Source organism: Halorubrum coriense DSM 10284 (assembly GCF_000337035.1).
Lineage (GTDB): Archaea > Halobacteriota > Halobacteria > Halobacteriales > Haloferacaceae > Halorubrum > Halorubrum coriense.
In genome coordinates, this window is sequence record NZ_AOJL01000026.1 from 95,216 (window position 1) to 108,170 (window position 12,955).

At 71.4% G+C, this 12,955-nt stretch carries 15 protein-coding genes and 1 tRNA gene; 10 read left to right on the forward strand and 6 right to left on the reverse strand.

Annotated elements, in window-relative coordinates; all coding sequences use genetic code 11:
• Positions 1 to 19 precede the first annotated feature (19 nt).
• The 3 genes from C464_RS05485 to C464_RS05495 all read left to right on the forward strand — a co-directional run bounded on the left by C464_RS05485 (position 20) and on the right by C464_RS05495 (position 865).
• On the forward strand, positions 20 to 259 hold the full coding sequence (locus tag C464_RS05485) for a DUF7508 domain-containing protein (protein WP_006112628.1): 240 nt from the start codon (positions 20 to 22) through the stop codon (positions 257 to 259).
• A 109-nt stretch (positions 260 to 368) separates the two neighbouring features.
• Positions 369 to 725, forward strand: coding sequence for a ferredoxin (locus tag C464_RS05490; protein WP_006112629.1), 357 nt, complete (start codon positions 369 to 371; stop codon positions 723 to 725).
• A gap of 55 nt (positions 726 to 780) precedes the next feature.
• Positions 781 to 865, forward strand: a tRNA-Leu gene (locus C464_RS05495).
• 481 nt (positions 866 to 1,346) lie between these two features.
• Here the strand turns inward: C464_RS05495 and C464_RS05500 are convergent.
• From C464_RS05500 to C464_RS05515, 4 genes are all read right to left on the reverse strand, one after another.
• Positions 1,347 to 1,790 (reverse strand): CBS domain-containing protein, encoded by a 444-nt coding sequence (locus C464_RS05500; RefSeq protein WP_006112631.1) that lies wholly within the window; start codon positions 1,788 to 1,790, stop codon positions 1,347 to 1,349.
• 44 nt (positions 1,791 to 1,834) lie between these two features.
• Entirely contained in the window at positions 1,835 to 2,746 is a 912-nt protein-coding gene (locus tag C464_RS05505) for a 1,4-dihydroxy-2-naphthoyl-CoA synthase (protein WP_006112632.1), read from the reverse strand.
• A gap of 197 nt (positions 2,747 to 2,943) precedes the next feature.
• Positions 2,944 to 3,183, reverse strand: coding sequence for a hypothetical protein (locus C464_RS05510; RefSeq protein WP_006112633.1), 240 nt, complete (start codon positions 3,181 to 3,183; stop codon positions 2,944 to 2,946).
• A 104-nt stretch (positions 3,184 to 3,287) separates the two neighbouring features.
• Positions 3,288 to 4,061 carry a GTP cyclohydrolase III gene (locus C464_RS05515; RefSeq protein WP_006112634.1) on the reverse strand — a complete coding sequence of 258 codons (774 nt, stop codon included), beginning with the start codon at positions 4,059 to 4,061 and terminating at the stop codon, positions 3,288 to 3,290.
• Positions 4,062 to 4,222: 161 nt separating this feature from the next.
• Between C464_RS05515 and C464_RS05520 the strand changes: the two genes are divergently transcribed.
• The 6 genes from C464_RS05520 (at position 4,223) to C464_RS05545 (ending at position 9,234) form a co-directional block, all read left to right on the forward strand.
• Positions 4,223 to 5,002 (forward strand): HAD-IIA family hydrolase, encoded by a 780-nt coding sequence (locus C464_RS05520; RefSeq protein WP_006112636.1) that lies wholly within the window; start codon positions 4,223 to 4,225, stop codon positions 5,000 to 5,002.
• A gap of 331 nt (positions 5,003 to 5,333) precedes the next feature.
• Positions 5,334 to 6,668, forward strand: a complete 1,335-nt coding sequence (locus C464_RS05525; RefSeq protein ID WP_049910887.1) for a DUF92 domain-containing protein — start codon at positions 5,334 to 5,336, stop codon at positions 6,666 to 6,668.
• A gap of 1 nt (position 6,669) precedes the next feature.
• Entirely contained in the window at positions 6,670 to 7,161 is a 492-nt protein-coding gene (locus tag C464_RS05530; RefSeq protein ID WP_006112639.1) for a GNAT family N-acetyltransferase, read from the forward strand.
• Positions 7,162 to 7,204: 43 nt separating this feature from the next.
• Positions 7,205 to 7,588, forward strand: a complete 384-nt coding sequence (gene hisI / locus C464_RS05535; RefSeq protein ID WP_006112640.1) for a phosphoribosyl-AMP cyclohydrolase — start codon at positions 7,205 to 7,207, stop codon at positions 7,586 to 7,588.
• A gap of 3 nt (positions 7,589 to 7,591) precedes the next feature.
• Positions 7,592 to 8,770 carry a DUF7118 family protein gene (locus C464_RS05540; RefSeq protein WP_006112641.1) on the forward strand — a complete coding sequence of 393 codons (1,179 nt, stop codon included), beginning with the start codon at positions 7,592 to 7,594 and terminating at the stop codon, positions 8,768 to 8,770.
• A 65-nt stretch (positions 8,771 to 8,835) separates the two neighbouring features.
• Positions 8,836 to 9,234, forward strand: a complete 399-nt coding sequence (locus C464_RS05545) for a hypothetical protein (RefSeq protein WP_006112643.1) — start codon at positions 8,836 to 8,838, stop codon at positions 9,232 to 9,234.
• Between the two features lie 54 nt (positions 9,235 to 9,288).
• Here C464_RS05545 and C464_RS19160 read toward each other — a convergent pair whose 3' ends face one another.
• Positions 9,289 to 9,456 carry a hypothetical protein gene (locus C464_RS19160; RefSeq protein ID WP_006112644.1) on the reverse strand — a complete coding sequence of 56 codons (168 nt, stop codon included), beginning with the start codon at positions 9,454 to 9,456 and terminating at the stop codon, positions 9,289 to 9,291.
• A gap of 86 nt (positions 9,457 to 9,542) precedes the next feature.
• Positions 9,543 to 10,094 carry a hypothetical protein gene (locus C464_RS05550; RefSeq protein WP_006112645.1) on the reverse strand — a complete coding sequence of 184 codons (552 nt, stop codon included), beginning with the start codon at positions 10,092 to 10,094 and terminating at the stop codon, positions 9,543 to 9,545.
• Positions 10,095 to 10,242: 148 nt separating this feature from the next.
• Here C464_RS05550 and C464_RS05555 point away from each other — a divergent pair, with 148 nt between their 5' ends.
• Positions 10,243 to 12,939: an AAA domain-containing protein gene (locus tag C464_RS05555; protein ID WP_006112646.1), complete on the forward strand. Its 2,697-nt coding sequence runs from the start codon at positions 10,243 to 10,245 to the stop codon at positions 12,937 to 12,939.
• The last annotated feature ends 16 nt before the right edge of the window (positions 12,940 to 12,955 follow it).

Sequence of the window (12,955 nt, forward strand, 5' to 3'; positions counted from 1 at the left end):
CGCCGACGGGACCGTTCCGATGAGCCTCGCGAAACCGTGGCGCGACCTCGACCGGTCGACGGTGGGGAGCGCGCCGGACCGCTACGGGCTGTACGAGCTCGGCGACGCCGACGGCGACACGATCGGCTTCGGCGCGGGCGTCCTCCGCGACGAGCTGAAGGAGGCGCTCGCCTACGGCGACGCGGCGAAGGTGCGCTGGGAGCCGGCCGACTCGCTCGACCACGCCGAGCGGCTGCTCGCGGAACACGCGGACGGCTGACGGCGCGGCCGTTCGGGGGGACCGATTCGCCCCCGCGAGCCGACCCGCGCGTCCCGACCGAACGGGAACGACCGACAGAGGAAAGGTCGGCGGCCGCCGAGGGGGCGATATGAGCGACGAGGTCGAGGCCGACGGCGGCGACGAGGTGCTTCGCGCCAGCGACATCGGCGGCGAGGGGCCGCCGATCGAGGAGAAGCCCTACAAGATCGTCTTCGAGGCGAACAAGTGCTTCGGAGCGGGGAAGTGCGCCGAGGTCGCGGACAACTGGGTGATGGACGTCGTGAGCGGGATGGCGAAGCCGGAGGCGTACTACATCGGCGAGGAGGACTTGGACGAGAACGTCCGCGCGGCCGAGGCGTGTCCCGCAAAGAAGGACGCCGGCGTGATCCACGTCGTCGACCGGCGGACGGACGAGGAGATCGCGCCAGATCCGCACGGCGACGGAACGCTCTCGGTCGACTGGTAGGGTTCGGTCGAACTTCCGAAAGGGGTTTCACCGCGCCGCGGGTAGCCCGACTCGCGCGGGGGTGGCTGAGCCTGGCCAAAAGCGGCGGACTTAAGATCCGCTCCTGTAGAGGTTCGAGGGTTCGAATCCCTTCCCCCGCACTCCTGCGGCGAGCACTTCGCGAGCCGCAGGTGTAGCGAAAGGAGGGTTCGAATCCAGAAAGTCGCAGCCCGGACCGGCGAGCGAAGCGAGCCGCATGCCCGGACCGTCTTTCATTGGTTCGAATCCCTTCCCCCGCATGCTGTCGCGAACACATCGTGAGCGACAGCAATCAGACAATAGGGATTCGAGCCAAGGAGCGGGAGGTGAGCGAGCCGCGACGCGGCGAGCGAACGGGAGCGACTGGGGTTCGAATCCCTTCCCCCGCATGCTGTCGCGAACACACCGTGAGCGATAGCGCTCGGAACAGAAAGGATTCGAAACAGGGAATGGAGCGAGCGCCGCAACGCCGGCGAGGAGCCCCGCGCCCGTCGCGTGTCCCGGAACGTGACGCTCGACTCGACGCCACCGGGTCATATCAGCCGCGCGACGCTCGCGTACATAACGGAGCGCATCGGGCGGGCGGGACCGAGTGGACGCCGCTCAGTCGCGGAGCCGGTCGGAGCGCTCCGACCATCCCGTGGCGTCCGTCGCGAGGTCGCGGACCTCCTTCCGGATCCCCGCGTAGTTGTCGACGATGTCCTGCGTGGTGACGATCCCCTCCGGCGTCATCCCGTCGACGACGACGAGCTTCTTGACGCCCTCCGACCGCATCCGCTCCGTCGCCGTCCGGAGCGTCGCGCTCGGTCGGACCGTGACGAGCGGGGCGCTGGCCGCCTTCCGGACCGGAATCGCCGACAGCGGGTCGTCGGTGGCGTAGCCGGCGCGGAGCACGTCGCTCTCGGTGAGGATCCCGGCCGGGGTCCCGTCGTCGGTGACGACGACGCTGCCGACCCGGTTTTGGAGCATCAGCTCCGTGGCGTCTCGGACCGCGGCGTCGACGTCGCAGGTCACGAGGTCCGTCGTCATCACCTCCTCGACGAGCATGGGAGCGAGTATCGCCCCGGCGTACTTGTAGGTGTCTCCGCCGTTCAGTAGTGCCAGGGATACTCGCGGAACTGCGGCTCGCGGCCCTCCAAGAACGCGTCGCGGCCCTCCTGGGCCTCCTCCGTCATGTACGCGAGCCGCGTCGCCTCGCCCGCGAACACCTGCTGGCCGACCATCCCGTCGTCGGCCATGTTGAACGCGTACTTCAGCATCCGCATCGCCGTCGGCGACTTCCGCGTCATCTCGTCGGCCCACTCCAGGGCCACGTCCTCCAGTTCGTCGTGCGGGACGACCTCGTTCACCATCCCCATGTCCGCGGCCTCTTCGGCGGAGTAGGTCTTCCCGCGGAAGAACACCTCACGCGCCTTCTTCTGGCCGATCTGCTTCGCGAGGTAGGCGGAGCCGAACCCGCCGTCGAACGAGCCCACGTCGGGGTCGGTCTGGAGGAACTTCCCGTGCTCCTCGCTGGCGAGCGTCATGTCGCAGACGACGTGGAGCGAGTGGCCGCCGCCGACCGCCCAGCCGGGGACGACCGCGACGACGGGCTTCGGCATGAACCGGATCAGCCGCTGGAATTCGAGGACGTGGAGCCGCCCCGCCCGCGCCTCGCGGACGAGGTCGTCGTCGTCGTCGCCCGCCTCGTCGTCGTCGCGGTACTCGTAGCCGGAACCGCCCCGGACGGACTGGTCGCCGCCGGAGCAGAACGCCCAGCCGCCGTCCTTCTCGGAGGGACCGTTCCCGGTGAGGAGGACGCAGCCGACCTCGGCCTGCTTTCGCGCGTGGTCGAGCGCGGCGTACAGCTCGTCGACCGTGCCCGGCCGGAAGGCGTTGCGGACCGCGGGGCGATCGAAGGCGATCCGGACCGCGGGGACGTCGACGGCCCGGTGGTAGGTGATGTCGTCGAACTCGTCGGTGACGGGCTCCCACGCGTCGGGATCGAAGATCTCCGAGACCATACCGGCCCGTACGCCCGGGCCGTTGATAAACGGCGTCGGATCGACGGGCGGAGAAAGCGACCGCGCCCGGATCGAGGGGGAAGAGAAGACGATCGGTTCAGAGCGGTGCGCGCTCGGTGCGCCGCACGACGAGGACGGGGAGCCGGGGTCAGCGTCTGGGGCGGACGCGGGTGTCGCGGCTGGCCCGTCGAGGCCGGTCAGTCGTTCTGCGCGTACGCACCTTTCGGATGGCCCTTGTGCTGGAGGTTGCGGTTGTCGCGCTTCCGCGTCGCGGTCGCGGGGATGACCTCGCGGCCGGGCCCGATCTCCGACCGCGGCATCCCGGTGTACCCGTGGTCCGGATGTTCGGAGCAGTGTGCCATCGCGTCGTGCGAGCCCTCCCACGGGCCCTCGTCACAGCCGTCCGCCGTACAGACGAACACTATCTCCTCTGACATGCTAACCGGCAGTTCCCGACCGGTGTATAAAAATCCCGCACCGAGATTATCAGATATGATTCCCTGCGCGCCGAGCGATTTCGACCGACGGCGCCGGGAACCGATCAGTCGCTCGCGGCGGGCGCGCCGAACAGCTCGACGCTCGTCCCGTCGTGCCGGCAGTCCTCGAGGGCGTGCTTGGCGGCGAAGCCGGCCTCGTGGGCGGACGCGCCGCGACCGACGCCAACCTGAAGTTCGATGTCGACGTCGGCCTCGACGTGCGAGACCGCGGACGAGAACGCCGACTCGGGGAGGTCCGGGCAGACCGCCACGACGTTGTCGCCGCCGACGAAGAAGGAGAGCGCGCCGTGCGCCTCGCGGAGGTGGCGCATCAGCGAGCCGAACGCCCGCTCGATGTTGATGAACGTGTCGAACTCGTTGAGTCGGTCGGTGTACTTGCCGGTCGCGTTGACCACGTCGAAGTGCGCGATCTGGAGGTCCGAGCGGTCCGTCTCGGAGAGGTACTCGCCGGCGAGCACCTCGGTCCGACTCTCGTCTTGGGCGCTACCCGCGGTCTGGAGCCGTCGGTTCGCCGCTTCGAGGGCGTCGACGGGGCGTTCGGCGACGGCCGTGCCGAGGCTGACGCTGACCGGGTAGCGGTTGCCGATCGACTCCTGGAGGGTCGCGTGGGCCGCGCCGTCGACACCGTTCGTCACCGCGATCATGTTGTCGAAGCGCGTGAAGAAGACGTAGGCGTCGCGGTGCCCGAGAAACTGGGCCACGTCCGCGAAGAGCCGCGACTGGAGCGTCTGGAGATCCATCTCGCGGCGCGGCTCCGGCGTCGTCGTCCACGGCCCGTAGTTGTCGATCTGGACGAGGGTCACCTGGGTCGTCGTCACAGTGGACATCGGTACGCAGCGCTGCGGTTTTACCCTTCCGTTATCTCGAAGGTGAAAACCGTCCCGTATTCGTGATTCGGAGCGCGGTCGACGACGACCCCCTCGCGGTCCCCCGTGTCCCCGGGCGCAACCACTAGGGCCGTGGCGCTCGCACGTCGCGTATGGAATTCAGCGGGGCCGTCATCGACGTCGACGGCACGGTCGTGCGCGGCGACGATCCGATCCCGGGCGCTCCGGCGGGGTACCGACGGCTCCGGGCGGCCGGGATCGAGACGCTGTTCGTCTCGAACAACCCGACGAAGGCGCCGCCGGCGTACGTCGACCGCCTCGGGGCGGCGGGGTACGACGTCGACGCCGACCGCGTCTTCACCGCCGGCAGCGTCACCACGCGGTACCTGCGGGAACGCCACCGCGACGACGACCTGCTCTGTATCGGCGAGGCGGGGCTGCTCGACCAGTTCGCGGACGCGGGCCTCTCGACGACCGACGACGTCGACGCCGCCGACGCCCTCGTCGCGTCCATCGACCGCGAGTTCGACTACGACGACCTCTGTACGGCGCTGTGGGCGTTAGAGCGCGACATCCCGTTCATCGGCACCGACCCCGACGTGGTGATCCCGGCCCCCGAGCGCGACGTGCCCGGATCGGGCGCCGTGATCAGCGCCGTCGCGGGCGTCGCGGAGCGCGAGCCCGACGCCGTCCTCGGCAAGCCGTCCGACACCGCGATCGAGATGGTGCGCGAGCGGCTCCCCTATCCCCCCGAAGAGTGTCTCGTGGTCGGCGACCGACTCGACACGGACATCGCGCTGGGCGAGCGCGCCGGGATGACCACCGTCCTCGTCCGCTCCGGCGTCACCGACGAGGCCGTCCTCGAATCGTCCGACGTCGAGCCGGACCACGTCCTCGACCACCTCGGCGAGATCGACCGCGTCATCGGCTGAGCGTCGCCCAAAGCGGAGGTATAACCTTCACCGCGTGGACAATATTTATATACGAGCGAGTGTACCGCTCTCATATGAGAGGGGTTGACTCACACGAAGACCGGACCGGGGACGACGAGGAGGATCCGGAGGAGTCCGTGCGCGTGCTGGAGGGGCACGCGGTCCAGTTCAACGAGTACCGGTACTGAGGGAAGCGAGTACCGCCGCTGACGGGAGCGAGTACTGCCGCCGAGGGGCCGTCGTCGCGGAGGTGCCGAACCCCGCGCGACTCGCGGCCGACCACCCGACGGCTGTCGGGACCGTTAAGTGGGCGTCGCGGGTAGCCGAGGGTGTGATACGGAGGCTCCGACGTGCGGGTATCTTCGCCGCGGTCGCCGCCATCGCGGTCCTCGCGCCGGCGCTCGACGTCGCCGCGGCAGTGCCGTTTTTCGCCGTCGCCGGGGTGGCGTTCTTCGGCGTCCGCGACGGCGAGTGGTTCGAGACGCTCGCGCTTCCCGGCGACCGCGAAGAAGAACGCCTCTACGGGTTGGTCTCCTTCGCGCTCGCCGGCGCGGGCCTCGCGCTGTTCGCGTCGCTGCCGCGCGCGCCGCTGCCGTACGAGGCGTTCGCGGCCGCGGCGCTCGCCGTCGGCGTCGGCCGCCTCGGTCGGACGCTCGTCTCCCGCCGGACCGAAGACGAGTTCCCCCTCGTCGCCGGTTACGTCGCGGCCGGGACGGCCGGCGCGCTCGTCGGACAGATCGCGGTCCGGCTCCAGACCGGTGCCCCGGTCGACGGGACGACGGTCCCCCTGCTCACGTTCCTCGCGGCCGCGGCCGCGCTGACGGCCGCGCTCGTCCGCTCGCTGGTGTTCTCCCGGGACGCGCACATCACGACGATACTCGTCGCGTTCGTGACCTGGGGGTTCATGTCCCTCGAGCCGACCGTCGACGCCCCCCTCATCGTCGTCGGCCTCGCGGTGACCGGCGCGCTCGGCTACGTCTCCTTCGCTATCGGCACCGCGTCGGTCGCGGGGATGCTCACCGGCGTCGTCTCGGCGCTGCTCGCCGTCGTCCTCGGCGGCGTGGGGTGGTTCCTCACCCTCATGTCTTTCTACGCGTTCGGGGGGCTCGCCTCGAAGTACCGGTTCGACGAGAAGGCGGCCCGCGGGGTCGCTCAGGAGAACGAGGGGGCCCGCGGCACGGGCAACGTGCTGGCGAACTCGGCGGTCGCGCTCGCGGCGGTGGTCGGTTACGCGGTCGCGCCGCACCTCGCCGTCCCGGCCGCGCCGCTCGGGTTCGCCTTCGCGGGCGCGACCGCGACCGCGATGGCCGACACGCTCTCCTCGGAGATCGGCGGCCTCTACGACGGGCCGCGGCTCGTGACGACCCTCCGGCGCGTCGAGCCGGGCACGGACGGCGCGATCACCTGGCAGGGCGAGCTCGCCGGCCTCTCCGGCGCGCTGCTCGTCGGCGTCTTGGCCGCGGGCGGCGCGCCGCTCCTCGACCCGGTCGTCCCCGGCGGCGTCGCCGCGGGCGGCGCGGTCGTCGCCGCGGGCGTCGCCGGAATGACCCTCGACAGCCTCCTCGGCGCGCTGATCGAGGGGGACCGGATCGGCAACCAGACAGTGAACTTCCTCGCGACGCTCGGCGGCGCAGTCGTCGCCGTCGCGCTCTGGGCGGTGGTGTGAGATGCCCGGCGAGAACGCGTCCGACGCCGGGGACGACGGACCCGACGGCGACGGACCGGACGCCGACGAACGGGACGGCCCCGACCCCCGAGTCCGTCCGGGGCGCACCGCCGACGCCGACCGGATCCGCGAGCTCCAGTCGCACCTCCGCCAGCCGAGCCCGGACCTCTTGGAGTACGGGCTGGCGGTGGGAGCCGCCCGCGTGAGCGTCGCCGAGGGGCGCGTCGTCGGCTACCTGCTCCCCGTGGACGCGCCGAACCGGCCGGGCGTCCACGTCGCGGAGCTCGTCGTCGCGCCCGGGTTCCGACGCGAGGGGCGCGCCCGCGGGCTCCTCCGCGCCGCGATCGCGGACGCCGACGGGCCGGTGACGCTCCAGGCGCACCCGGAGAACGACGCCGCCCTCGCGTTGTACGAGTCGCTCGGCTTCGAGGTCGTCGAGCGGCGGCCGGACGCGTACGCCGACGGCGACGCGCTCGTGTTGCGGCGCGGGTAGCGCAGGCACAAGGACTATTCGAGCGCCACGCCTCCGGACAGCCATGAGTGACGCCGACGCGGAGGCCGAGTCGATCGAGGTCGACTTCGGCGAGGACGGGCTGGTGCCGGCGATCGCCCAAGACGCCGACTCCGGCGAGGTGTTGATGCTCGCGTACGTCTCGCCCGAGGCGCTTTCGCGCACCCGCGAGACCGGGGAGGCCCACTACTACTCCCGGTCGCGCGAGGAGCTGTGGCACAAGGGCGGCTCCTCGGGCCACACCCAGACGGTCCGCGAGGTCCGGGTCGACTGCGACGCCGACACGCTGCTGTACCTCGTCGACCAGGAGGGCGGGGCCTGCCACACCGGCCACCGGTCGTGTTTCCACCGGACGGTCGACGGCGAGCACGTCGGCGAGCGCGTCTTCGACCCCGACGAGGTGTACTGACCGATGGTCGAGAGCGCCGGCGGAACCGCGCGGCGAGGCGGCGCGGGCGACGGAGACGACCCGGTTCACGAGGCCGGGGAGGCGGCGGCGCGGCTCCGCGAGCGCTACGACGAGCTCCGCCGGATCGAGTCGCGGATCGACGGCCACGGGCGCGACCGCGTCGAGGCGGTGGCCGACGCGTACCGCCGCGCGCACCGGATCCTCGACCGGTACGAGGAGGACGCGGTCGGCTCCGGCGACTTCGAGTCGTACGTCCGCTTCCGCGGCGAGTTCGGCGAGGCGGTCGACGTCGACGACGACCTCCCCGCCGGCGAGGCCTTCGAGGCGGCCGACGACGCGGTCGACAAGCGCCGCCTCTCCGACGAGGACTTCGCGTCCGCCCGCGAGGCGCTGGAGCCGGCGGGGGAGTTCGTCGACCTCTTGGAGGCGTACGACGACGCGGTCGACGACTACCGAGCGAGCCGGAAGGCGGCCCGCGAGGCCCTGAAGCGCCTCGATTCGCGGCTCGACGAGCTCCGCGAGGTCGCCGAGATGGCCGACGCCGACCTCGACGCCGACCTCGGTCGCCTCCGCGAGCCGATCGAGTCGTACGACGAGGCGGTGCTGGAGGCGTTCCGGGAGCTCTTCAAGTCGGCGTCCGCCCGCGAGGTGTTCGACTTCCTCGACCGCGCCGACGGGACCCCCTTCGTGGACGTCGACGTGCCGCCGACGGACCTCGCGGAGTACGTCGAGACACACGCGGCCGGCGAGGAGCCGCCCGCCACGCTGCTGGAGTACGCCGACTACACGAACTCCAAACTCGACCACTACGTCGACGACCCGGGCGCGCTCCGGACCGCGGTCGCGGTCCATCGGACGTACCTCGAACGCCTCGACGGCGAGCCGCTGACGCTCGACTGGCCGCCGAAGCCCGGCGACGAGCTCGCCTACGAGATCGACGAACTCGTCCCGCTCGTCGGGCGGATCGCCGACGACGACGCGGTCGCGACCCTGCGGTCGGTCCGCGAGCTCGCGCGGACCGACGAGTACGAGCGCCTCCGCCGCGCGGCCGAGGTGCGCCACGCGCTCGACGGCGACGACCTCGCCCTGATCGAGCGCGGCGAGGCCGACGACCGGCTCGCCGAGGCCGAGCGCACGCGCTCGGTCGTCGACGACGTGCTGAGCGAGACGGAGCGGGAGTAGGGTCGGCTCGAACCGCGCGGCGGCGGAGTCCGGATTTTTAAGCCCCGTCGTAGCGGAGCGAGGGTATGACCCGATTCGACGCCGCGACGGGGGACGAGCGCCTGAAGCTGTTCGCCGACGCCGCGGCCGCGCACCGCGCGCGCTCCGGCGACGTGATGACCGTCGACGTCGACCCCGACAGCGACGACACCGAGGGCGGCGAGGTCCCGCCGTGGATCCAGCTCGCGGGCACGGAGCTAATCCTCGACTGTACCGACGCGGAGCTGGACCGGCTGAAGGCGCTCCTCTCCGAGTTCCCCGAGTTCCGCATCGACGAGCTCGTCAGCCCGGAGGAGGCCGAGGGGACGAACGCGGTCGTCACCGCGCGGTCGGACGCGAACCGCGTCGCCGGGTTCGTCGAGCGCGCCTTCCGGGAGGTGTACGAGCTCGACGACGAGTACCGCGCGTGGGTGACGGCGATCTGACGCGGGCGGTCCACCGGGACGTCACCGAGCGGCCCGGGCGTCACCGGTCACCGGTCACTTCGCGAAGTAGCTCGTGAAGTAGCCCGAGAGGAAGGAGCTGATCGCGACCGCGACGAGGAGATCGGTCGTGTCGTGGTCCCCGTCGTCGGCCGCGAACCAAGTGACTGCGACGCCGATACCGAGCGATATCAGACCGTTCACCGTGTCTTCTTTGACTCCCATGCGCCCCGTTGGCGTCGGAGCGACAAAACCGATGGGGCGGGTCCGACATGGCTTGGCCCGCCGCGGCGGCGCGGTCCCGCCGCCGCTCAGTGGAAGCCGCGGTCGACGTCGTCGTCCTCGATCAGGTCGTCGAGCTCGCTGGTGAGCAGCTCCTCGGCCTCCTCGAAGGTGTCGGACAGCTCGTCGAGCTCGTCGGGTCGCCCGTCGAACTCGTAGTCCATCGGGCCGAACGCGGGCGACTCGACGGCCTCCATCACGTCCTCGAAGAGGTGGTCCGGGTCGGTCGGCGCCTCGGCGTGGACCCGCAGCGTCTCGGTGAGCCGGGTCGCCATCTCCTCGGCGTGGTCCTCGTCCTCCGGGGCCGACCGGACCGCGAACCGGCCGTCGCTGTCGGCGTCCGGGAGGAGCGGGTCGATTCCGTCGTCGACCTTCCGGGCGATCTGCGCCCCGACCCCGCGGAGGTCGCGGGGGTTCTTGGCGTACGTCTTCAGGTGGTAGAGACCGACGCTCGGGTGGCCGAAGTAGAGGTCTTCGCCGAGGCCGCCGCGGCGGGAGCCCGCGACCGCGCGCCAGCCGTCGGGGTCGGTCGAGTCGCTCGCGACGTCCGCGAGGATGTCGTCCCAGTCTCGTACGCGCATGTCGGTCGACAGTTCGGAAACGCGGGCGCAAGAGCGTGTCGGTGGCGGCGGGCCTGACGGGCGTTCGCCCCTCGACTCGTCGGCGTCGTGCGCCGGCCGCCACCGGTCCCACCGACAGCGTTTTTCGGTGTCGCCGCCCAGCGGGGACGTGAACGTTCGGGGGCCGATCCTCTCCGTCGGGGAGGCGCGGACGGTGTCGACGTCGTACGGCGAGCGCGACCTCCGCGAGGTGCGGATCCGGCCCGACCGCGGCGCGGGCGACCCGGTTGACGTGACGCTGTGGGGCAAGTGGACGGAGACGGCCGAGCACGCCGAGCCGGGGATGGAGCTGCTCGTCACCGACCCCGAGGAGGACGAGTACCGCGGGGAGACGGGGTACGCGACGAGCGACGAGTCGTGGGTCGTCCTCGAACCCGACTTCCTCGTCGACGTGACGGGGATCCGGTCGTGGGTCCAGTGCCCGCGGATGTACTATTTAAATAAGCTCTCGGGGATCCCGCTCAACTACCCGGTCGTCAAGGGGACCATCGTCCACGAGGTGTTCGGCGACCTGCTCCGCGGGATGGAGCTGGAGGCGTCCGTCGAGGAGCGCGTCGCGGAGGCCGGCCTCGAACTCGGACTGCTCGGCTACGAGACCGCGGAGGTCGAAGACGAGGTGCGGCGCAACGCCGCCGCGGTCGAGGGGTGGCTCGCGCAGGGGACGCTCGCCGACGAGGACACGTGGCGCTCGGAGTTCTCCCTCATCTCGCCCACGTTCGGGTTAAAGGGCCGCGCGGACGCCCTCCGACGCGGCACGCCGGTCGAACTGAAGACGGGAAAGAACACCAAGCGGGAGCCGCGGTTCCACGACAAGGTTCAGGCGGCGTGCTACGCGCTCATGCTCGACGAGCGCGGCGTCGACCCCGACATCGGGACGCTGCTGTACACGAAGAACACCGCCCTCGACCGCAACGAGGAGTCCGGCGACTTAGCGCCGGCCAAGGAGTTCACGGTCGGGCGCGGCTTCCTCGAGTTCGTCGTCCGCGAGCGCAACGCCCTCGCCGCGATGGAGTGGCGCGCGCTCGACGACCCCGGCGAGCGCCCCACGGTGCCGACGGGGTACGAGGCCGACGCGACCTGTAGCTACTGCTTCGAGCAGGACGCCTGTATGGTCGTCTCCGGCCGGCTCGACCAGGAGTCGAAGGCCGGCCAGATCGGGACGCCGATCCCGGACGCGGAGCGCGACTACTTCGACCGCTTCTACGTCGCCCTCGAAGAGGAGCGCCGCGAGACCCACGCGGAGTACCGGAAGCTGTGGGAGCAGACCCCGGAGGAGCGCGCGGCCGACGACCGCGCGCTGATCGGCTTGGAGCCGGTCGCGCAGACCGAGATCGACGACGCCCGGTGGGAGCTCCGCGCCCGGAAACCGGGCGACGCCGTCTCGAAGCTCCGCGAGGGCGACGTGGCGCTCGCGAGCGACGGCGACCCGGTCGCCGGCCACGCCGAGCTCGGCCGGATCACCGCGCTCGGGGGCGACGAGGTCGTCGTCGAGACGGACGAGCCCGTCGAGCTGCGGCGGCTCGACGTCTACCCCTCCGAGATATCCGTCGACCGCTCGCTGACCGCGCTCCACGACGCCGTGCTGAAGGGCGACCCCGACCGCAAGGACGTGGTCTTCGGTCGGCGGGACCCGGAGTTCCGAGACCCGGCGGACCGACCCGTCGACGCTCCGGAGACGTACATCGACAACAACGCGGCGCAGAACGAGGCCGTCTCGCTCGCGGTCGACGCCGAGGACTGCGCGCTGATCCACGGCCCGCCGGGAACCGGGAAGACGTACACCATCGCCCGGACGATCCGGGCGCTCGTCGCGGAGGGCAACCGGGTGCTGCTCTCCGCGTTCACCAACCGCGCGGTCGACAACGCGCTGGAGGCCCTGCGGGATCAGGGGTTCGACGACGTGCTCCGAGTCGGGACGGAGACCGGCGTGCGCGACGACATGCGGGACGTGCGCCTCGTCCAGCGCGGCGAGCCGAACGCGAAGGCCGCCGAGCTGCGGGACGCGCCGGTCGTCGCCGCGACGACGGCGGCCTGCGGATCCCGAGTCATGCGCGAGTGCGAGTTCGACGTGGCCTTGGTCGACGAGGCCTCTCAGCTCACAGAGCCGGGGACTCACGCCGCGATCAACCTCGCGGACCGGTTCGTCCTCGTCGGCGACCACGAGCAGCTCCCGCCGGTCGTCCGCGCGGAGAACGACCTCACGACCTCGCTCTTCCAGCGGCTCATCGAGGCGTACCCCGACGCGAGCGTCATGCTCGACCGCCAGTACCGGATGAGCCAGCGGATTCAGGCGTTCGCCTCCGCGGAGTTCTACGACGGCGCGCTCCGGCCCGCGACCCCCGAGGTGGCCGGGCAGACGCTCGCCGACCTCGGCGTCGATCCCGACGCGCTCGCCCCCGACCTGACCGGCGGCGTCGGGTTCGTCGACCCGGGCGGCGAGCGCGACGGCAACCGGAACGTCCGCGAGGCCGAGCGCGTCGCCGCGATCGTCGACGCCTACGTCGCCGCCGGCGTCGACCCCGACGACATCGGCGTGATCGCCCCCTTCCGCGCGCAGGTCGCTGAGATCGGCCGCCGGACCGACGCGACGGTCGACACCGTCGACCGCTTCCAGGGCTCCTCGAAGGAGGTGATCGTCGTGTCCCTCGTCGCGACCGGCGACCTCGACGGCCCCATCTTCGAGGACCACCGGCGGATGAACGTCGCGCTCACACGGGCCAAGAAGCAGCTGACGCTGGTGGGCGACGCCGACGCGCTCGGCACGGACCCCTTCTACGCGCGGATGCTCGACTGGGCGCGGCGGTGAGCGGGCGGAGGGCGGC

Coding starts and splice junctions, on each gene's coding strand:
- hisI (WP_006112640.1), top strand. CDS start 7,205: ATGAGTGACGCCGACGCGGAGGCCGAGTCGATCGAGGTCGACTTCGGC.
- C464_RS05490 (WP_006112629.1), top strand. CDS start 369: ATGAGCGACGAGGTCGAGGCCGACGGCGGCGACGAGGTGCTTCGCGCC.
- C464_RS05530 (WP_006112639.1), top strand. CDS start 6,670: ATGCCCGGCGAGAACGCGTCCGACGCCGGGGACGACGGACCCGACGGC.
- C464_RS05485 (WP_006112628.1), top strand. CDS start 20: ATGAGCCTCGCGAAACCGTGGCGCGACCTCGACCGGTCGACGGTGGGG.
- C464_RS19160 (WP_006112644.1), bottom strand. CDS start 9,456: ATGGGAGTCAAAGAAGACACGGTGAACGGTCTGATATCGCTCGGTATC.
- C464_RS05545 (WP_006112643.1), top strand. CDS start 8,836: ATGACCCGATTCGACGCCGCGACGGGGGACGAGCGCCTGAAGCTGTTC.
- C464_RS05510 (WP_006112633.1), bottom strand. CDS start 3,183: ATGTCAGAGGAGATAGTGTTCGTCTGTACGGCGGACGGCTGTGACGAG.
- C464_RS05505 (WP_006112632.1), bottom strand. CDS start 2,746: ATGGTCTCGGAGATCTTCGATCCCGACGCGTGGGAGCCCGTCACCGAC.
- C464_RS05540 (WP_006112641.1), top strand. CDS start 7,592: ATGGTCGAGAGCGCCGGCGGAACCGCGCGGCGAGGCGGCGCGGGCGAC.
- C464_RS05500 (WP_006112631.1), bottom strand. CDS start 1,790: ATGCTCGTCGAGGAGGTGATGACGACGGACCTCGTGACCTGCGACGTC.
- C464_RS05550 (WP_006112645.1), bottom strand. CDS start 10,094: ATGCGCGTACGAGACTGGGACGACATCCTCGCGGACGTCGCGAGCGAC.
- C464_RS05520 (WP_006112636.1), top strand. CDS start 4,223: ATGGAATTCAGCGGGGCCGTCATCGACGTCGACGGCACGGTCGTGCGC.